Origin of the sequence: Pseudomonas sp. BNK-7, from assembly GCF_048072025.1 — a bacterium.
GTDB lineage: Bacteria > Pseudomonadota > Gammaproteobacteria > Pseudomonadales > Pseudomonadaceae > Aquipseudomonas > Aquipseudomonas danubii.
Genome location: NZ_CP182252.1, coordinates 6,802,170 through 6,819,421, shown reverse-complemented (window position 1 = coordinate 6,819,421; position 17,252 = coordinate 6,802,170). Strand labels below are relative to the sequence as shown.

The window sequence follows — 17,252 nt, the reverse complement described above, 5'->3', positions numbered from 1 at the left end:
TCAGTGGGGCTGGGGCAAGTGGCGGCGCACGGCCCACAGCACCCCGGCCAGCAACAGCAGGGCCGCCGAGCTTTGCAGCAGGCTCGGCAGGTGTTGCAGGCAGATAAAACCGTACAGCAGGGCAAACAGGGTCTCGAACACGATCAACTGGCCGCTGAGCGTCAGCGGCAAGCGCCGGGTCGAGGCGTTCCACATGCGATTGCCGAACCAGGAACCCAGCACGGCACTGGACAGGCTCAGGCCCCAGAACAGCATCCAGCGTTGCTCGCTGGCCTCGACCTGGGTGCCCGGCAGGGAGAAAGCCTCCGCCAGCAGCCAGATCAGAGCGCTCATCAGCCCAGTGGTGATGCCCCACAGGGTCGACCACTGGCTGCTGTTGAAACGGCTGCCCTTGAGGTAGCGGGCGTTGTCGGTGGCGAACCAGGTCCAGCACAGCAGGGCGCCAAAGGCGCAGAGCAGACCCAGGGCGCGCTGGCCCAGCTCGGGTGAATCGCCAGGCGCGGTCAGCAGGGTGTCTAGGTTGATGCAGCAGATGCCGGCGAACACCAGCAGCAGGGGCCAGCGCAGGCGGCGCAAGGGCACGGCGTCGGCGTCGCCGCGTCCGGCCAGGGTAATGGTCAGTGGCAGCAGGCCGACGATCAGCGCGGTGCTGGCTACCCCGGCCCACTGGATGGCGCTGGCCAGGAGCATGAAATAGATCAGGTTGCCGGTCAGCGCCAGCTTCACCAGCAACCCGGCATCGCTCCAGGTCAGGCGTTGCAGCAGCTCCCGGGCCTGGGGCGCAGCCAGGAGCAGGGAGAATGCACCATACAGGGTGAAGCGGGCACAGCTGAGCATCAGCGGACTGAACTCCGGCAACAGGCTGGGCACCACAATGGCCAGGCCCCAGACCGCACCGGCCAGGGCGGCGTAAGCAACTCCGCGTTTCATGCACACACTCGCAGCGATTCAGCAAAGCGCGCAGCCTAGTCATTGCTGACCGAGTGGACAAAGGATATATAGGCACCTACCTATTCTTCTGGGGAATGCCTGATGAGCCGTTTTGCCCGTCATTTGCCACCATTGGAAACCCTGGTGACCTTCGAGGCGGTGGGGCGCAACGCCAGTTTCACCCGCGCCGCCACCGAGCTGTGCCTGACCCAGAGCGCAGTGAGCAAGCAGATCCGTGCCCTGGAGCTGTCGCTCAAGACTGAGCTGTTCGAGCGTCAGGCCCGGGGGGTGAAACTCACCGCCAGCGGTGCCTCGCTGTTCGCCGAGGTCAGCACTCAGTTGGAGGCGTTACTGCGCAGCGTCAGTCGCCTGCGGGCCGGGCGCGATGCCAACACCGTCACCGTGCAATGCACCCATGCAGTGGCGCAGTTCTGGCTGTTTCCGCGCTTGCTGGCGTTCAACAAACAGCACCCGGACATCACCGTGAGCATCCACGCCAACAACGACATGGACGAGTCCAGCGTGGCCGAACACGACTTCGCCATTCTCTACGGCGCCGGGCATTGGTCGTCCCTGACCGCTACGCCGTTGTTCGCCGAGATGGTCTATCCCATCGCCAGCCGGCGCCTGGAGTTGCCGGCTATTGACGCGCTGGCGCAACTGGCCGAGCTGCCCTTGATCCAGCTGGATGCCTCGGCCTGGAACTGCATCGACTGGCGCGACTGGTTCCGGCATTTCGGCCTGGACTACAGCGCGCCGCCAGGGGCCATGGGTTTCAATCAATTGACGCTGATGTTCAGCGCCGTGCAGCAGGGTATGGGGGTGGGCCTGGGCTGGGATTTCATGGCCAGCGAGTTGGTGGCGCAAGGCGAGTTGCAGCGCGTCGGCCAGTGGGCGTTTCGCACCGGGCAGGCAGATTTTCTGGTGCATGTGCGGCACAAGCGCCTGTCTGCCAGCGGCCAGTTGTTTCGCGACTGGCTGGTGGCGCAGGCGAGTGAATGAGCGCCCGGGGCGGTGTGCCAGCCCCGCTGCCTTGATCAGAGGCTGGCGCGGGGCACACTGAAGCGGAACTCGCTGCCCTTGCCCGGTTCGCTGTGGGCCTCGATCTTGCCGCCGTGGGCCTGGATGATGCCCTGGGTGATGTACAACCCCAGGCCGGTGCCGTTGGGGTTGCCTTCCTTCAGGGTCCAGTAGCGGTCGAAGATGAACGGCAACTGGTCGGCGGGAATGCCTTCCCCGGTGTCGCGGACGCTGAAGACGATCTGCTCGCCGTCGGACATCGCCACCACCCCGACCTTGCCTTGCTTGGGGGTGAACTTGATGGCGTTGCCCACCAGGTTCGACAACACCTGGAACAACCGCTCGGGATCGGCATGGATGGTCAGCTCGGGCTCGGCGTGGAAGCTGATGTCGATGGCCTTGTCCAGGGCCAGGGGGGCCAGCAGCGAATAGGCCTCTTCAAAGATCTGGCTCACCTCCAGCGGCTGTGGCGCGATGCTGTAGCGCCCGGCTTCGATCTTCGAGGTGTCCAGCAAGTCCTCCAGCAGGTTGTTCATGCGGCTGGCGGCCTGTTGCATGGTGTCGATGGCCGAGGAAATGCGTCGTGACGTATGCGGGCCGTCAGAGCTGAAGGCCTTTTGCATCATGCCGCAGAGCATGGAAATCACCGTCATCGGGTTGCGCAGGTCGTGGGACACCACCGCCACCAGCTCGTCCCGGGCGCGCACGGCCTGTTGTTCACGCAGGACCTGGCGCGCCAGGTCGTGTTCCAGGGCCGAGCGCCGCAGATCGTTGGCGGCGAAGCGGTCGCCGTGGCTCCACTTGCTGGAGATCCCGGCCATTTCCACCTTCCAGATCTCGAACGAGGTGCGCGGTCGCAGGCGCAGGCCAGCGTCGGAGTTTTCCAGGTCCAGGGGCTTTTGCGGGTTGCCGCTCCAGTGGATGTTTTCCTTCACCTCCGGGCGGAACCACAGCACGCCGTTATCCACAGGTTTGGGCAGACTCATGGCCAGGACACCGCTGGCGACCTGTTGATAACTCGCCGCCGGCGGGTACACGCTGGCCAGGTGATGGCTGGCAAACACCGCTTCCCCCGTGCCTTGCAGCCAGCGATGCAGCGCGCGGATTTCGTCCTGTGGCGGGCACTGGCCGAAGCAGTGCAACTGTTTGTCCTCGATGATCGCCACACCGCCGGCTTGCGTCAGGTCCAGCAGCACCTGCGGCGCCTGGGTCAAGCCGTCGAAGACGCTGCCGCTGGCGTCGCGCATGGCCTGGTCGAGGCTGGCCAGGGCGGCGACTTTCTCTTCCCGCTGCCGGCTCAGGTCCAGGGCTTGCATGGCGCTGATCTGCAACGACAGCACCTGGCCAATGGTCTGGCAGGCTATGCGCAGTTCGTGGGGCACCAGCAGCGGCTGGCGGTTGCCGCAGCTGATCAGGCCCCAGAGCTGATCGTCCTTGAGCAGGGAAATGCTCATGGACGACAGCACGCCCATGTTCTTCATGTACTGGCAGTGAATTGGCGACACGCTGCGCAGGGTGGCGAAACTCAGGTCCAGGGGCTGCTGGGTGTCCGGGCGCAGGGTCGGCAGCAGCGGCACCGGCTGGTAGTCGGCATTGGGAATGATCCGCAGCCAGTTGCTGCGGTACAGCTCGCGGGCCTGTTGGGGAATGTCCGAGGCGGGGAAGAACAGGCCGTTGAACACCTCCATGTCGGGGCGGGTGGCTTCGGCGATCACTTGGCCGTGGCCTTCCTCCTCGAAGCGGTAGATCAGCACCCGGTCGTAGCCGGTCATGGCCTGGATCTCGCTGACGCTGATGGCGTACAGCTCGTGCAGGGTCCTGGCCGCTTGCAGGCGCCGCAGCAGGCGCCCGAGATTCTCGGTCTGTTGCTTGAGGTGCTGGTGCTGTGGGTGATCGGGCTGGATTTCCAGCTCCAGCATCAGCACCCCTTGATGGCGATGCAGCAGGGCTTCGAAAGGTGTTCCGTTGAGTGACAGGTGCAGCGGCGGAGCATCGAACAGCTGATCCTGTTGCAGCACTTCACGGATGCGTTGAGCGTCTGTTTCTCCCAGCAACTGCTCCAGGGGGTGACCCAGCAGCGAATCGGCGGGCTGGCCCAGTAGGGTCTCGACGTTGGCGCTGATCTGCTGGATGCGCAGTTGCGGTTCGCACAGGGTCAGCAACACACCGTGGGGCTGGATCGCTCCCGGAGAGTGGATGGGTTCGTTGGCGCAATTGGCCAGCAACTGTTCGAAGGTTTGGGATTCTTGGGGGGTCATAGCAGCACCTCGCGGCGGTCGAGCCAGCGTTCGAAACAGGCAAATGTGGATTGCGCGGCGCTGACCAAGTGTCGGCGTGTGCTCGCGTCTTCGGGCATGCGCCCCAGGTAGTCGAGAAAGTCCTTCCAGCGCCGCCCGGTGGCAGTGCCATAGACGTCGAGAAAGGCGCCGCCGTTGTCGGCATCCAGATCCAGGCGCCGGGCCATTTCCCGGCGCAGAATCTGTCCGCCCAGGGTCGCGCCTTCCAGTACGTAGAGCACGCCCAGGCAGGCCCCGGCGCTGGCCAGAGGCGGCAGTTGCTCACAGCGGGGCAGGGCCTCGATGCTGGCGACATCCAAGCCCAGGGCACGCAGATCCCCGAACAGGGTCGGGGTCTTCAGGCGTTGGCTCAGGTCATAGCCCGCAGGGATCAGGCCGCTGTTCTGCAGGGTCGCTTCCAAGGGGTGATAGAAGCCGTAATAGGCCTGGATCAGGCGTCGATACCAGGGCGCATCAAGCCGCTCACAGAAGAACGGCAGGCGTTTCTCCAGGACAACGTGCAAGGTCGCGGTGCCGGTGCGCAGGTCTTGAAGCAGGGTGGGCGTGGTGCTGGCTTGGTGCGGTGTCGGCATGCAGGGATCAGGGGTCGCAACAGGTAGTGGACGCGCCATGGGCGTCATCAAAAGCCGGGGCCAGGCTGGCATCCCCGCGATAGAGCCATCGCACAGAAAAAATCGGAGCGTCACTTTACCCGTGCTTTTTCCCTCGACGTAGGGGTTTTGTCACACCGTCGGTCGGTCAGCAGCGTTGATTGAGTGGCGTGTCAAAGCGTCTGACCTCGCCGGTGCGGTGGAAATTCCCTTTTCCACCTTGCAGATTCGGGCCGGGGTCAGATCCAGACGTCGTTCTGTGCCGTACGTTCGCCGCCTTGATCGCCGGTGTTGAGCACGCCCTTGGGCTCGATCAACAGCAGTTTGACCTCCTGCTCGGCCCAGGGCTTGTGTTCGACGCCCTTGGGCACCACGAACATCTCGCCGCTGCCGATGGACACCTGGCCGTCACGAAAGTCGATGTGCAGCAGGCCGTCGAGCACGATGAAGGTTTCGTCGGTGTCGGCGTGGCTGTGCCAGACGAACTCCCCTTGCAGCTTGGAGATCTTGAACTGGTAGTCATTCATCTCGGCGATCACCTTGGGGGTCCAGTGTTCGCTGAACAGGCCGAGTTTGTTGGCGAAGTTGATGCTTTGGTAGGCGTCTTGCGGGGCAGGGTTTTGCATGTTGCGGTCCACCTCAGTGATGAATGAGCACTGAGGGTAAACAGCTAGGGGCGCCGGCTTCTTGAACGATCGTGTGTGGCTCAGCGGCCGAGCATCTTCAGCCAGCGAGCGGGAGGCAGGCCGTAGGTCTGGCGAAACTGTCGGGTCATGTGGCTCTGGTCGGAGAAACCCGCCATCAGCGCCGCATTGGCCAGGGACTGGCCCTGCACCAGCAGGGCGCGGACCAGGTCCAGGCGGCGCATGCTCAGGTAGCGATAGGGGCTGGTGCCGAACAGCAGGCGAAAGTCCCGGGACAGGCTCCAGCGGTCGCGTTCGCTATGGGCTGCCAACTCGTCCAGGGTGAGGGTCCGGTCCAGGGCGCTGTGGATGTACTCTCGGGCGCGTTCTGCCGCTACGTAGTCGAAGCGCTGGCGGGACCGCGGGACTCCGGACACGCTGTTCAAGGCGTGGGCCAGGTCGAACAGCGCGTCCTCCTGTTCCAGCGGATCGAGGGGGCCGTCGACGCTGCGCAGCAGGGTCTCGGTGGCGGCGAACAGCCGCGGGTCATTGGACAGGCCGCCGGCAATGAAGGGCAGTGGCTGGCCGCCGAGGATCTGCTGGATCAGCGCCGGCTCGACATACAGCATGCGGTAGTGAAAACCGTCGTGGGTGCCGGCCTCGCCGTCGTGGGGCTCGTCGGGGTGCAGGACCATGGTGGCCCCAGGCAGGCTGTGGCGCCAGCCGCCGCGGTACTGGAAACTCTGCACCCCGCGCAGGGTGCGGCCGATGGCGTAGGTGTCGTGGCGGTGCATGTCATAGCCATGGCCGGCGAAATACGCCTCGATGCGCTCCAGGCCCCGGGCGGGCGGCGCGCGGTGAACCCAGTCGGTGACAGCGGTGGGTTTGGCCATGGAACGGTCCTGATGGATGAAGCCGAGGGCGGTACGTTAACTCAGGGGCGCGCTGGCTGTCTTGCCCCTCGGCTCACGCCGTGGCAGTTCTACCGGAAGAAGGGGGGCCTTGCAGGATGGATCAGGCGCAGCGCGGCGGCCGACGGCTTGAGCAGGATTGCGAGGCCAATCGGCGGTTGCCTGGGCAGGCGCGAGTGGAGTAGCGTCGTTCACCCGGATCCCCTTCATGGCCACCTGCGCTCATGCACGTCTCATACCTGGTTTACCTCGCCCCGCTGTTGTCGCTGGCCCTGCTCTGGAGCGTGGCGGTGATCACCCCAGGACCGAACTTTTTCACCACAGCACAACTGGCGGCGAGCTGCTCGCGGCGCCATGGCCTGTTTGCCTCCCTGGGGGTGGCCAGTGGCACCGTGCTCTGGGGGCTGGCGGGAGGCTTGGGCATCAAGTCGCTGTTCAGCGCGGCGCCGGCGCTGTTCGTGTTGTTCAAGGTCGCCGGTGGCTGTTACCTGATCTACCTGGGACTCAAGCAGTTCAAGCGCAAACCGGCCCTGGATAATCCAACCGCCAATGGCGCGGTCCATGCTGAGCGCAGCCTGTTCTCGGCCTACCGGCTGGGCTTTCTCGGCAACATGACCAACCCCAAGTCGGCGCTGTTCGTGGCCACCATCTTTGCCACGTCGATGCCGGCCTCCCCGCCACCTCTGCTGCTGGGACTGGCGGTGCTGACCATGGCCGGCCTGTCGCTGTCCTGGTACTGCTGCGTGGCGCTGTTTTTCGCCAGCAGCCGGGTGGCCGGGTTCTACGCCCGGGCCCGTCGCTGGCTGGACCGTCTGGCTGGTGGTTGCTATGTGCTGTTTGGCGGGCATCTGCTGGCCAACCGTTGAGCGGCCGGCGCCTTGCGCTGGCCAGGATACGCCCCCCAACAAGGACGACCCGTCCCCGTATCAGGAGACTGAACATGGCTGTTGTTTTTCGCCCGGTAGCAGAGGCGGACATTGCGCGGATCTGCAGTTTCGTGGGCAATCCCCAGGAGTTGTATTTCTTCTTTCCTGCCGCCACCTGGCCGCTGACCCACGACCAGTTGCGTGACTCCATCGCCCAGCGCAGCGACTCGACGGTGATCGAGTTGGATGGGCAGGTGGTGGGCTTTGCCAACTTCTATCGCTGGGCCAGTGGCGGCACCTGCACCATCGGCAATGTCATCGTCGACCCAGAGGTGCGCGGCGCGGGCCTGGGAGCGCAACTGATCGGGCAGATGATCCATATCGCTCGCAGCAAGCACCAGGCCAGCGAGGTGACGCTGTCCTGCTTCAACAGCAATGTGGCGGGCTTGCTGTTCTATCCGAAGCTGGGTTTTGTGCCGTTCGCCATCGAAGAGCGCAAGAACAAGGAGCAGGAGCGGGTGGCGTTGATCCATTTGCGCTACAGCCCCAGCTGAAACCAAGAGAACCGTCAGCGATCATTTTTTTAACGGAAACCATTCATGAGCAAATTGCGGGTCGGAATTATTTTTGGTGGCCGTTCGGCCGAACACGAAGTGTCGTTGCAGTCGGCGCGCAATATCGTCGATGCCCTGGATCGCACGCGCTTTGAGCCGGTGCTGATCGGCATCGACAAGCAGGGGCACTGGCACCTCAACGACACCTCGAACTTTCTGATCAACCAGGAAAACCCGGCGCTGATTGCCCTCAACCAGTCCAACCGCGAACTGGCGGTGGTGCCGGGCAAGGCCAGCCAGCAATTGGTGGAAACCAGCAGCCAGGAGCTGTTGGGGCATGTGGATGTGATCTTCCCGATCGTCCACGGCACCCTGGGTGAGGACGGTTGCCTGCAGGGTCTGCTGCGCATGGCCGACCTGCCTTTTGTCGGCTCCGATGTGCTGGGTTCGGCGGTGTGCATGGACAAGGACATCAGCAAGCGCCTGCTGCGCGATGCCGGGCTGGCGGTGACGCCGTTTATCACCCTGACCCGTGCCACTCGTGGTCGCTACGGCTTTGCTCAGGCCCGGGACCAGCTCGGCCTGCCGCTGTTCGTCAAGCCGGCGAACCAAGGCTCCTCGGTGGGGGTGAGCAAGGTCGAAAGCGAAGCCGATTATATGGCTGCTGTGGAGCTGGCCCTGGGGTTCGATCACAAGGTGCTGGTGGAGTCCGCGGTGCGCGGGCGGGAAATCGAATGCGCGGTGCTGGGCAATGACCAACCGATCGCCAGTGGCTGCGGCGAGATCGTGGTCGGCAACGGTTTCTATTCCTACGACAGCAAGTACATCGACGCAGACGCGGCCCAGGTGCTGGTGCCGGCGGACATCAGCGTCGAGCACAGCGAACGCATCCGCGCCCTGGCCATCGAGGCGTTCCAGGTACTGGGCTGCTCCGGGCTGGCCCGGGTCGATGTGTTTCTCACCGACGACGGTGAAGTGCTGATCAACGAAATCAACTCGCTGCCCGGGTTCACCCGCATCAGCATGTACCCCAAGCTATGGCAGGCCGCCGGCATGCGTTACAGCGAGCTGGTGAGCCGCCTGATCGAGCTGGCGCTGGAGCGCCATGCCGAGCGGCAAGGTCTGAAAATCAACCGCTGAAGCGGATCATCGTGTTTAAGGACGTGACGAATGAGTTCGGCAACAGAAGCTTCGGTCTACCTTTTTTCCTACGGCACCCTGCAAGACAAGGCGGTGCAGCTGGCCAACTTCGGCCGTGAGTTGAGTGGCAGCACCGATGCCATGCTCGGCTATGAACAGAGCTGGGTGGAAGTCACCGATCCCGAGGTATTGGCCGCCAGTGGCAAGACCCATCACCCGATCCTGCGCCCGGGGGCGGCGGACAGCGCGCCGATTGCCGGCACGGTGTTTCAGATTACCCCCGAGGAACTGGCAGCGGCCGACCGCTATGAAGTCGCCGACTACAAGCGGGTCAGCGTGACCCTGGCCTCGGGGATCCAGGCCTGGGTCTACGTCAGCGCCTGAGTTCCTGACTCACTCCGGCGGCAGCATCACCCCGAGACAGGCCAACACCAGCACCACGGCCCCGAGCGCGCAGAGCACATAGTTGAGCGGGGTGAAACGGGCGTTGCTGCGGCCTTCGGGGTCGCCGGCGGCGGCATTCAGGCCGCGCTGGCCCAGCCAGGTGACCCACGCCAGCACCGGTAGCAGCGCCAGGCTGGCGATGTCGGTTACCGGGTAGCCGATGTTCTTGCGTGACAGCGCATCCACCACGTTGTTGACGATCAGCCCCACCACAAACAGGGTCGCCAGTTCACCGGGGCGCCAGTCATGGCTGCGGCCGTCGCGCTTGAGCTGTGCATCGGCTTCGCGGTACAGCGCATGGGTGAAGAAAATCGCGAAGAACGCCCGGGCCACCGGCCACAACTCCTGGCCGCTGGCGTACCTGAACTGATGCCAGTTCTTATAGGCCCAGTACAGCTGGTAGATACCGAAGGTGAGGATGTACAGGGTCAGGAACTTGACCTTGGACACCACATAGAAGGGTTGTGGCGCCGTGTGCGCCGAAGGGGCGACCAGATCCGCCTGGGGCGGGGCATAGAGATTGTCAGACACGGGCACTCCTTGGGTTGGGTCTGAGGCGGGAGGCAACGTTAGCTCAGGTAGCTGGCCAAGCACCAGTACGGTCTCGATGGCCGACGAGGGCCGGGTTCAGGCCTGGGGGGGGATCTGCGGGCCGAACGTAGTGAATATCCCATTCACTTTCGCCTACCTGAACAAAACCCAGGCGTCGATAAAATCGATTTGAGTCACTGCCGCGCAACGCATCCAGGTGGATGGGCAATTGTTCTCTGGTGGAACGCTGTAAAAGCGGCTTCAGGGCCTGGGCACCGATGCCCCGCCCCTGGAATTGCGGCATGACGTACAGGTGCTGCAGTCGCAGATGATCCTCGTGTGATTCGCTCTGGATAAAGCCCACGGGCTGTCCGTCACTGAGGATGAAGTGGCAGCGCTCGGCCGCGAAGCTTGCGGCAAAGCGCTCCCGGGCGCGCTGTGGGTCGAAGCGACCCAGGCGCTCTAGGCTGTCGCGCATGGCCGCGATGCGCATCTGGACCAGGGTTTCCAGGTCGGTCAGAGAGGTCGGGAGTAGCGCAAAGCCGAGGCTCATGTCCGGCCGATCCAGGAGTACTGGAAGGCCTTGGCTTCACCCCGATGCACGCGTCGGCGATAGCTGGCCAGGGTCGGGGTCGAGCAGTAGGTGCACAGCTCGCTGATTTCGATCTGCTCGTCCTCGATGCCGGCGGCCTGCAGCAGGTACACGGCGTAGCGGCTCAGGTCGAACCACAGGGAGTCGGGCTGGGTCGGCTGTGGCGGGGGAATTTGCGGGGGTAGCCGTGGGGCCGGCTGCTGGCGACTCCAGGGCGCTTGCGCAGCGGGCCACAGCGGATCCTGAGTGGCGGACAGGGTGTCGATGAAGTCGGCACTGACTTCATAGCAGCAGGGTTTGATCGACGGGCCGATGGCCACACGCAATTGCCGTGGGGCGATGCCCTTGCTGGCGAAGTGTTGCAGCACATTGGCGATGATCCCGCCGTGCAGGCCTTTCCAGCCACCATGCACGGCCGCCACCCAGGAGCCGTCGTCGCTGCTGATCAGCAACGGCAGGCAGTCGGCGGTGACCACCGCGATGGGCCGGCTGGAATGGGTGAGGACCGCATCGCCGCGAATGATCCCGCTGGGCAGGGTGGTGCTGGCGTGCACCACCTCGCCACTGTGGACCTGCGAGCAGAAGAACAGGTTGGCCGGCAGGGCAGCGCCCAGGGTCGAAAACTCATGACGGATGCCGGGTATCTGGTTCAACACAGCTGCCTGGAAACTCATCGGGCCTTCGCTCGGTAACCTGGGAATGGCTGCAGAGCATAGCGGTATCCGAGGCACTTTTGCTGACAGACCGCGCTGCAAAGGCAGCGCCAGACCAGCGGTTGCCTCTGGGGCGGCCCGCCTTGCGGATGTTTCAGGCCTTGAGCGGGATGTACAGCTCCACCACGCTGTCCGGGTGCATGGGCCCCAGGAAACGCTCGCCGGTGTATTCGAATTCCACCGCTTCGATCGGCATCAGCCCGGCCGCGGGCAGCCATTCGCTGTAGGCGGCGCGAAAGGTTTCCGGCAAGGTGGCCACGGTGCCGTGATGCTCGACCCGGGCGTAGTGGCGGGCGGGGATGTCCAGCTCGACCATGCCCGGCACCAGGGGCGCATCGGCGGCCACCGGCAAGCCGGCGACATAGCGCCACTGGCCGTCCTCCAGGGGCTGGCAGATGCCGTAGGTGCCCACCGGCTCGGCCAGGCGCTGGATTTCCTGCTCCCGGGGTTCGAAGCGTTGCCAGAGCTCGGCGATGGAGCCCGGGTCGTCCTGCTGCCAGGCCATGCCGATGATCCGTTGCCGGGCCAGGAACACCTTCTGCGGCGTCTGCGGGGCAGGGATCTGGCGCTGTGGCTGGGCCAGGTAGCGTTGCAGGTGACCCAGCACTTTCTGGCTGCGGGCAATCTCGCTTTCCAGCTGCCGGGCATGCTCCTGCAGCGACTGCTGCATGTGCAGCACGCTGTCCAGGCCGCCCTGGTCCGCCAGCGTGCGGATGTCTTCCAGGGACATGCCCAGTTGCCGCAGCCAGACGATGCGGCCCAGGGTCACGATCTGTTCCGGGCTGTAGTAGCGGTAGCCGTTGTCGCGGCCAGTGAGGGCCGGGGTGAACAGGCCGATGCTGTCGTAATGGCGCAGGGTCTTGGTGGTGAGGCCGTGGCAGCGGGCCATTTGTCCGATGGTGAGCATGGAGCGTCCTTGGTGGTGTTGGGTTGCCAGGCAGGTTGGGCCTTTACCCAAGGGCAAGCTCAAGCCCGGCAGTGATGCTCAGGACGACTTGTTCGGCTTGATCAGGCTTTCGGCCGGGATGCCGAACAGTTGGTGCAGTTTCCAGATCATCGGCAGGGTCAGCGCGCGCTTGCCGTTGAGCACCTCGTAGACGCGGTTGGTGCGGCCGATGGCGGGTGCCAGGTCGGCGGCGGACAAGCCGGATTGCTCCATGCGGAACTTGATCGCCTCGATCGGGTTGGGCAGGTCCAGGGGAAACTGCTTGGCTTCGTACGCCTCGATCAGGGTGATCATCACGTCGAAGTAATCGCCTTCAGGCGTCCCGGGTTGCGGTTCGTTGTCGAACAGGGGCGAGACGCTTTGCAGCGCGGCGCGGTAGTCCTGGTCGGTGTGGATAGGGCGGATGTTCATCTGGGTTACTCCATGTCTACGCTGTCGGCATCAATGGCGTCGTACTGCCGGTGGGTGCCTACGAACTTGATGTACAGCGCGCCGAAACGATAGGCCACGGCAACGACCAGTCGATACTCGTTGCCCTTGATGTTGAAGACCACCCTGCGGCTTTTGAGAATGCTTGCGTTGCGATACTGGTCCTTGATTTGCGCAGGGTTGGACCACTCGGCATTCCTTGCTTCATCGACCCAAGCCAGTAAAGGCTGCTCTGCATCCGGGTACTTCTCCCAGAAGGCCTTCAACTGACTGACTGCAATAATTCTCATGGCGCGATCCTAGTCCCGTGCTGGGACTTAAACAAGTCGCTGAGTGCGTCAGGCGACGTACGGGCAGATCGCTGGATCTGCCCGCGCAGGCGACGTCGGCTCAGGGACGATCAGGTCATGCAGAGAGCGTGGCGTGCACGTCGTCCATCAGTGCCTTGCCCATCTCTGCCAGGTGGTGTGCCGCCCAAGCATAGCGGTCGCAGCCCGGCTCCATGGCCGCCTCCAGGGTGAATTGCTTTGCTAGATGCAACAGCGCCGAGGCGTGCTCCAGGGCATCGCTGATCGGCACATCGGTATTGACGCGAAACAGCGGACGCAGGTGTTCGCCGCACTGGGAAAAGCGGACTTCACCGAGGGTGGTCAGGGGCGATTGAGTGGTCATCGGGTACCTCCGGTTTTGTGTGACGGGAGGTGTGGGGGAAACAGATTGCAGAAGCAGTTCATGGTCACGACTCCTTGATTCGAAGGACCGTCACCGTCTGCCGCCAAGCAGATCAGGGTGGCGGATTGCGCAGGATTGGCGGACCGGGAATCAAGGAACCGGCGAACCCGAAGGTTCTCCCACGCAACCCGCCATAACGCAGGTATGCAGGCGCAAAAAAAGCGCCTGCATGATTGGTGGGGGCGCTGTTGCGCCTCGATTCTATCAGGCCGCCAAGCCTGATCGCTGATTTTGCAGCGACGGTCGAACCATAGGTTGGAGTAGGGGGAGTCGCAACGGCATTACTGCGACATTTTGTGAACCGCCCCTGTAGCCGCTGCCGCAGGCTGCGAACGACCGGAACGGTCGCAGCGATCTCCCTGGCGCCGAAGGCCCTTCGGTCCTTGTCGCAGCCTGCGGCAGCGGCTACAGAGGTTGTGCCAGCACCTCACGAAATACATCGGGCCTGAGCATCGCGATATGCAGCAATGAACGGGCCGCTCCGGAAGGCGAGCGCCGACCTTGCTCCCACTCTTGAAGGGTCCTTACCGACACGCCAAGCAGTTGGGCAAACTTGGGTTGTGACAACCCGGTTTTACCGCGGGCTTCGGCGGCCTTGGTGAGCGGAATGCTGTGGGTATTGCCGTGACGGCCGGCTTTGACATCGATGATCGCGTCCAGAAGCTCCTGGCCGATATTGCGCTTGGCATCACGTGCCAATAGTTCTTCTTCAGTAAGGGGCATGATTCATCTCCTTCGCGATTCTGCGCAGAACAGGCGCTGGAATGTTTTCGGTAGCGCCTTTGCCATAGATCACCAACGCAACCAGGGCTCCGCATGCGAGCTGGGTGGTATAGATGACCCGCACCGAGCCACTTTTTCCACGTCCATCAACGCTCCATCTGATTTTCCTGCAACCGCCAGAACCCGGAATGACAACGCCGGACTCCGGGTCGTTGGCAAGAAACGTCATGAACGCTCCACGCTCTTCTTCGGACCAGTAATCGGGCCAGAGTCTGGAAAACAGCGGAGATTCTATGATCGTCAGCATGCGGGAGGATTCTACGTCTTTGACGTACCTTGCGGCAATGGTGAGTGCTAGGAGATGACTCCTGAAAGATTAAGAACGTGGAGTTGCAACGCCAATGAGCGGAGTCCTGATTTCCAGTCAGCCCATTCGCTTTCTTGTGTGTGATCCATGCCTTCGATGTCACCTTTTGCATGACCTGAAACTCGGGCAACTCTGCTCAGTGCGGCTCTATGATCCAGAGCAGCTAACTCAAGCTTCCAACACCTTCGCCATCTCACTGGTCGCGGCCCAACCCAGCCCCTGATACAGCGGCTTGCCGGCCTCGGTCGCATGCAGTACGGCAAAGCCCAGCCCGCGCTGGCGGAACTCGGCCTGTGCCAGTTTCATCAGCGCCGACGCCAGGCCGCGGCGCCGGTAGGCCGGTTCGACGTAGACGTTGAGCACATAGCCGCGCTGATCCTGGGTTGGATGGGAAGGGTGGGGCGGCCAGTCGATGCTCATCAGGCCGATGCTGGCCACGCTCTGCTCGGCGTCCATCAGGGCGAAGCCGTAGTAGCGGCCGTCCTCCAGGCGTTCGCGCAACCAGGGGCGAAAGTGCTCGGTCATCACCTGCAAGGTGGAGAGGTCATTGCCCGCATCGAGAAACATCGCCTGGCGATGGCGGCAGATCAGTTCAAGGTCCTGGGGCGTTAGGCGTCGTGGGCTCAGGCCCGGAATATCAAGGTCGGCTGCAATTTTGTTCATCGTCGGTTCCTCGGTTGACAGGGAAGATGCTAGGGCAGATCCCCAGGCCGGGTCAGACACAGACCACCGCAAAATCTTGCATACAGCGCCCGTGTTCCCCGCCCACAAAAAAGGGCCAGCCTCACGGCCAGCCCTCGGGTTCATCCGATAACCCTCAATCCCCCAGCGCTTCCCCTTCGCGCCGAGGATCGGCGCCGCCGGCCCAGGAGGCCTTGCCCTGTGCATCACGCACGCGAACGATGGCCTGGGTGCCGCTGGTCATGTCGATTTCGTTCACTTCATGGCCCTGGGCTTTCAGCGCCTGTTTCAGCGCCGGGCTGAACTGGCCCTTCTCCAGTTCGGTCGGGCCGTTGCGGCTGCCAAAGTTGGGCAGGCCGACGGCGGCTTGCGGGTCGAGGTTCCAGTCGAGCATGCCCACCAGCGACTTGGCCACGTACTCGATGATCTGCGAGCCGCCCGGGGAGCCGACGCTGGCCAGCAGTTCGCCGCTGGCGCGGTCGAAGACCAGGGTCGGGGCCATGGACGAGCGCGGGCGCTTGCCCGGTTCGACGCGGTTGGCCACCTTCTGGCCGTTTTCCTCGGGGATGAAGGAGAAGTCGGTCAACTGGTTGTTGAGCATGAAGCCCTGGACCATCAGGTGCGAACCAAAGGCCGCTTCCACCGTGGTGGTCATGGACACCGCGCCGCCTAAGTCATCCACCGCCACCACTTGCGAGGTGGAGATGCGCATCGGCGAGCGATCCGGTGCATAGGCCACCTGGATGCCCTGGGGCTTGCCCGGTTCGGCCTTGCCCAGGCTGCGTTCGCCGATCAGCGCGGCGCGCCGGGCCAGGTAGTCCGGGGCGATCAGGCCGGCCACCGGCACGGGCACAAAGTCGCTATCGGCCACGTACAGGCCGCGGTCGGCGTAGGCCAGGCGCTCGGCTTCGGCGATCAGGTGCACCGCTTGCGGCGCAGGCTCAAGGCCGGCCGGCAGGTTGGTTTGCTGCGGCTTGAGGTTGGCCAGGGCATAGCGCGGGTCGCGTTGTTCCAGGGCTTGCAGGGTGCCGAGGATCTGCGCCACCGCCACGCCGCCGGAAGAGGGCGGCGGCATGCCGCACACCTGCCAGCGCTTGTAGTCGCTGCACAGCGGCGCGCGTTCCTTGGCGCGGTAGCCTTGCAGGTCGTTGAGCGACAGGCTGCCGGGGTTGGCGTGGCCCTGGACCTTGGCGACGATTTCCGCGGCCACCGGGCCTGTGTACAGGGCGTCCGGGCCTTCCTGGGCGATGCGCTTGAGCACCGCGGCCAGCTGTGGATTTTTCAGCAAGGTGCCCACGGCTTTCGGCGTGCCGTCGGCATTGAGGAAGTACGCGGCCATGTCCGGCGAGCGCGCCAGGAACGGGTCGGCGCTGATCATGGTGTGCAGCCGTGGTGAGATAGCGAAGCCTTGCTCGGCTAGGTGGATCGCCGGCTCGAACAGCTGCGCCCAGGGCAGGCGCCCGTGTTTCCGGTGGGCCATTTCCAGGGCCCGCAGTACGCCTGGGGTGCCGACCGAGCGGCCGCCGATCTGCGCCTGGGGGAAGGGCATCGGCTTGCCGTCCGCCTGTAGGAAGAGTGTCTCGGTGGCGCCTGCGGGTGCGGTTTCCCGGCCGTCATAGGTGCGCACGGCCTTGCCGTCCCAGAGCACGATCATCGCGCCGCCGCCAATCCCCGAGGACTGCGGCTCCACCAGGGTCAGCACCGCTTGCATGGCAATCGCCGCGTCGATGGCCGAGCCGCCTTGGCGCAGCATCTCGCGCCCGGCCTCGGCGGCCAGCGGGTTGGCGGCGGCCGCCATGTGTTTGTCGGCGTGCCGGGTCTGCATGTCGGTGCGGTAGCCGGAGGCGATTTCCGGAGCGGCAGGCAGGGCAGTGGAAGAGGGCGGGTTGTTACAGGCGCTGAGGCTGAGGGCGGCGGCCAGCAGGCCGAGGCTGAGGAGTCGGGGGTGACGGGGAGGGAAGATCGAGAACACGCGTTGAGCTCCGTTCACTGGGAAATGAGGTGTCGTCCATGGAGGGGAATGTACAGCAGTGGCGCCGACAGCAGGGCCGGCAGGTGGCCATGACCGTGCGCTGGGCCAGTGGCAAGGCGCTGCTCAGCGGCCCTGTACATAGGGTCGCAGGCAGGCGTGCACCCGGCCACCGATTGATCTGAGTCAGGGCG

21 protein-coding genes are annotated in these 17,252 nt (G+C 64.2%); 5 read left to right on the top strand and 16 right to left on the bottom strand.

From position 1 onward, the window contains the following. A complete protein-coding gene (locus ACMGF8_RS30870; protein ID WP_102860217.1) occupies positions 1–930 on the bottom strand; it encodes a DMT family transporter in 930 nt (309 codons plus the stop codon). A gap of 102 nt (positions 931–1,032) precedes the next feature. Here ACMGF8_RS30870 and ACMGF8_RS30865 point away from each other — a divergent pair, with 102 nt between their 5' ends. Then, complete coding sequence (locus ACMGF8_RS30865) at positions 1,033–1,932, top strand: LysR substrate-binding domain-containing protein (protein WP_102860218.1); 900 nt, start codon at positions 1,033–1,035, stop codon at positions 1,930–1,932. A 35-nt stretch (positions 1,933–1,967) separates the two neighbouring features. Here the strand turns inward: ACMGF8_RS30865 and ACMGF8_RS30860 are convergent, their stop codons facing one another. The 4 genes from ACMGF8_RS30860 to ACMGF8_RS30845 form a co-directional block, all read right to left on the bottom strand. Continuing rightward, positions 1,968–4,208: an ATP-binding protein gene (locus ACMGF8_RS30860; protein WP_102860219.1), complete on the bottom strand. Its 2,241-nt coding sequence runs from the start codon at positions 4,206–4,208 to the stop codon at positions 1,968–1,970. Continuing rightward, positions 4,205–4,819 carry a biliverdin-producing heme oxygenase gene (locus tag ACMGF8_RS30855; protein ID WP_207815939.1) on the bottom strand — a complete coding sequence of 205 codons (615 nt, stop codon included), beginning with the start codon at positions 4,817–4,819 and terminating at the stop codon, positions 4,205–4,207. The genes ACMGF8_RS30860 and ACMGF8_RS30855 overlap by 4 nt, the downstream gene beginning before the upstream one ends. Positions 4,820–5,076: 257 nt before the next feature. After that, positions 5,077–5,463, bottom strand: a complete 387-nt coding sequence (locus ACMGF8_RS30850) for a cupin domain-containing protein (RefSeq protein ID WP_102860221.1) — start codon at positions 5,461–5,463, stop codon at positions 5,077–5,079. An 80-nt stretch (positions 5,464–5,543) separates the two neighbouring features. Continuing rightward, positions 5,544–6,353 (bottom strand): AraC family transcriptional regulator, encoded by an 810-nt coding sequence (locus ACMGF8_RS30845; protein WP_102860222.1) that lies wholly within the window; start codon positions 6,351–6,353, stop codon positions 5,544–5,546. Positions 6,354–6,595: 242 nt separating this feature from the next. Between ACMGF8_RS30845 and ACMGF8_RS30840 the strand changes: the two genes are divergently transcribed. From ACMGF8_RS30840 to ACMGF8_RS30825, 4 genes are all read left to right on the top strand, one after another. Further along, entirely contained in the window at positions 6,596–7,237 is a 642-nt protein-coding gene (locus ACMGF8_RS30840; RefSeq protein ID WP_060841068.1) for a LysE family translocator, read from the top strand. A 74-nt stretch (positions 7,238–7,311) separates the two neighbouring features. Next, the gene (locus ACMGF8_RS30835; RefSeq protein ID WP_108545186.1) at positions 7,312–7,791 is read left to right on the top strand and encodes a GNAT family N-acetyltransferase; all 480 of its coding nucleotides are present in this window, start codon (positions 7,312–7,314) and stop codon (positions 7,789–7,791) included. Between the two features lie 45 nt (positions 7,792–7,836). Continuing rightward, positions 7,837–8,931 carry a D-alanine--D-alanine ligase gene (ddlA, locus tag ACMGF8_RS30830; RefSeq protein WP_207815940.1) on the top strand — a complete coding sequence of 365 codons (1,095 nt, stop codon included), beginning with the start codon at positions 7,837–7,839 and terminating at the stop codon, positions 8,929–8,931. Between the two features lie 30 nt (positions 8,932–8,961). Continuing rightward, on the top strand, positions 8,962–9,315 hold the full coding sequence (locus tag ACMGF8_RS30825) for a gamma-glutamylcyclotransferase family protein (RefSeq protein WP_102860224.1): 354 nt from the start codon (positions 8,962–8,964) through the stop codon (positions 9,313–9,315). 9 nt (positions 9,316–9,324) lie between these two features. On the opposite strand, the gene ACMGF8_RS30820 is transcribed toward ACMGF8_RS30825, so the two are convergent. The 11 genes from ACMGF8_RS30820 to ggt form a co-directional block, all read right to left on the bottom strand. Next, on the bottom strand, positions 9,325–9,906 hold the full coding sequence (locus ACMGF8_RS30820; RefSeq protein ID WP_416758281.1) for a hypothetical protein: 582 nt from the start codon (positions 9,904–9,906) through the stop codon (positions 9,325–9,327). Between the two features lie 43 nt (positions 9,907–9,949). Next, on the bottom strand, positions 9,950–10,459 hold the full coding sequence (locus ACMGF8_RS30815) for a GNAT family N-acetyltransferase (protein ID WP_416758279.1): 510 nt from the start codon (positions 10,457–10,459) through the stop codon (positions 9,950–9,952). Next, complete coding sequence (locus ACMGF8_RS30810; protein WP_416758277.1) at positions 10,456–11,172, bottom strand: polyphenol oxidase family protein; 717 nt, start codon at positions 11,170–11,172, stop codon at positions 10,456–10,458. The genes ACMGF8_RS30815 and ACMGF8_RS30810 overlap by 4 nt, the downstream gene beginning before the upstream one ends. A 133-nt stretch (positions 11,173–11,305) precedes the next feature. Next, the gene (locus ACMGF8_RS30805; protein WP_102860227.1) at positions 11,306–12,118 is read right to left on the bottom strand and encodes a MerR family transcriptional regulator; all 813 of its coding nucleotides are present in this window, start codon (positions 12,116–12,118) and stop codon (positions 11,306–11,308) included. Positions 12,119–12,196: 78 nt separating this feature from the next. Next, on the bottom strand, positions 12,197–12,568 hold the full coding sequence (locus ACMGF8_RS30800) for a helix-turn-helix domain-containing protein (RefSeq protein ID WP_060844620.1): 372 nt from the start codon (positions 12,566–12,568) through the stop codon (positions 12,197–12,199). Between the two features lie 5 nt (positions 12,569–12,573). Further along, positions 12,574–12,876 (bottom strand): type II toxin-antitoxin system HigB family toxin, encoded by a 303-nt coding sequence (locus ACMGF8_RS30795; RefSeq protein WP_060841059.1) that lies wholly within the window; start codon positions 12,874–12,876, stop codon positions 12,574–12,576. A 115-nt stretch (positions 12,877–12,991) separates the two neighbouring features. Next, on the bottom strand, positions 12,992–13,258 hold the full coding sequence (locus ACMGF8_RS30790) for a DUF3077 domain-containing protein (protein WP_416758274.1): 267 nt from the start codon (positions 13,256–13,258) through the stop codon (positions 12,992–12,994). 465 nt (positions 13,259–13,723) lie between these two features. Then, positions 13,724–14,041 carry a helix-turn-helix domain-containing protein gene (locus ACMGF8_RS30785; protein WP_053153790.1) on the bottom strand — a complete coding sequence of 106 codons (318 nt, stop codon included), beginning with the start codon at positions 14,039–14,041 and terminating at the stop codon, positions 13,724–13,726. Then, positions 14,028–14,348 carry a transcriptional regulator gene (locus ACMGF8_RS30780; RefSeq protein ID WP_172682028.1) on the bottom strand — a complete coding sequence of 107 codons (321 nt, stop codon included), beginning with the start codon at positions 14,346–14,348 and terminating at the stop codon, positions 14,028–14,030. Before ACMGF8_RS30780 ends, ACMGF8_RS30785 begins: the two co-directional genes overlap by 14 nt. Positions 14,349–14,576: 228 nt before the next feature. Further along, on the bottom strand, positions 14,577–15,071 hold the full coding sequence (locus tag ACMGF8_RS30775; protein WP_207815948.1) for a GNAT family N-acetyltransferase: 495 nt from the start codon (positions 15,069–15,071) through the stop codon (positions 14,577–14,579). Positions 15,072–15,225: 154 nt separating this feature from the next. Continuing rightward, entirely contained in the window at positions 15,226–17,061 is a 1,836-nt protein-coding gene (ggt, locus tag ACMGF8_RS30770) for a gamma-glutamyltransferase (RefSeq protein ID WP_416758271.1), read from the bottom strand. Positions 17,062–17,252: the final 191 nt, after the last annotated feature.

What these genes read in the sequence shown, in the direction of transcription:
- ACMGF8_RS30870 (WP_102860217.1), bottom strand. Translation starts at nt 930, where the DNA reads ATGAAACGCGGAGTTGCTTACGCCGCCCTGGCCGGTGCGGTCTGGGGC.
- ACMGF8_RS30865 (WP_102860218.1), top strand. Translation starts at nt 1,033, where the DNA reads ATGAGCCGTTTTGCCCGTCATTTGCCACCATTGGAAACCCTGGTGACC.
- ACMGF8_RS30860 (WP_102860219.1), bottom strand. Translation starts at nt 4,208, where the DNA reads ATGACCCCCCAAGAATCCCAAACCTTCGAACAGTTGCTGGCCAATTGC.
- ACMGF8_RS30855 (WP_207815939.1), bottom strand. Translation starts at nt 4,819, where the DNA reads ATGCCGACACCGCACCAAGCCAGCACCACGCCCACCCTGCTTCAAGAC.
- ACMGF8_RS30850 (WP_102860221.1), bottom strand. Translation starts at nt 5,463, where the DNA reads ATGCAAAACCCTGCCCCGCAAGACGCCTACCAAAGCATCAACTTCGCC.
- ACMGF8_RS30845 (WP_102860222.1), bottom strand. Translation starts at nt 6,353, where the DNA reads ATGGCCAAACCCACCGCTGTCACCGACTGGGTTCACCGCGCGCCGCCC.
- ACMGF8_RS30840 (WP_060841068.1), top strand. Translation starts at nt 6,596, where the DNA reads ATGCACGTCTCATACCTGGTTTACCTCGCCCCGCTGTTGTCGCTGGCC.
- ACMGF8_RS30835 (WP_108545186.1), top strand. Translation starts at nt 7,312, where the DNA reads ATGGCTGTTGTTTTTCGCCCGGTAGCAGAGGCGGACATTGCGCGGATC.
- ddlA (WP_207815940.1), top strand. Translation starts at nt 7,837, where the DNA reads ATGAGCAAATTGCGGGTCGGAATTATTTTTGGTGGCCGTTCGGCCGAA.
- ACMGF8_RS30825 (WP_102860224.1), top strand. Translation starts at nt 8,962, where the DNA reads ATGAGTTCGGCAACAGAAGCTTCGGTCTACCTTTTTTCCTACGGCACC.
- ACMGF8_RS30815 (WP_416758279.1), bottom strand. Translation starts at nt 10,459, where the DNA reads ATGAGCCTCGGCTTTGCGCTACTCCCGACCTCTCTGACCGACCTGGAA.
- ACMGF8_RS30810 (WP_416758277.1), bottom strand. Translation starts at nt 11,172, where the DNA reads ATGAGTTTCCAGGCAGCTGTGTTGAACCAGATACCCGGCATCCGTCAT.
- ACMGF8_RS30805 (WP_102860227.1), bottom strand. Translation starts at nt 12,118, where the DNA reads ATGCTCACCATCGGACAAATGGCCCGCTGCCACGGCCTCACCACCAAG.
- ACMGF8_RS30800 (WP_060844620.1), bottom strand. Translation starts at nt 12,568, where the DNA reads ATGAACATCCGCCCTATCCACACCGACCAGGACTACCGCGCCGCGCTG.
- ACMGF8_RS30795 (WP_060841059.1), bottom strand. Translation starts at nt 12,876, where the DNA reads ATGAGAATTATTGCAGTCAGTCAGTTGAAGGCCTTCTGGGAGAAGTAC.
- ACMGF8_RS30790 (WP_416758274.1), bottom strand. Translation starts at nt 13,258, where the DNA reads ATGACCACTCAATCGCCCCTGACCACCCTCGGTGAAGTCCGCTTTTCC.
- ACMGF8_RS30785 (WP_053153790.1), bottom strand. Translation starts at nt 14,041, where the DNA reads ATGCCCCTTACTGAAGAAGAACTATTGGCACGTGATGCCAAGCGCAAT.
- ACMGF8_RS30780 (WP_172682028.1), bottom strand. Translation starts at nt 14,348, where the DNA reads ATGCTGACGATCATAGAATCTCCGCTGTTTTCCAGACTCTGGCCCGAT.
- ACMGF8_RS30775 (WP_207815948.1), bottom strand. Translation starts at nt 15,071, where the DNA reads ATGAACAAAATTGCAGCCGACCTTGATATTCCGGGCCTGAGCCCACGA.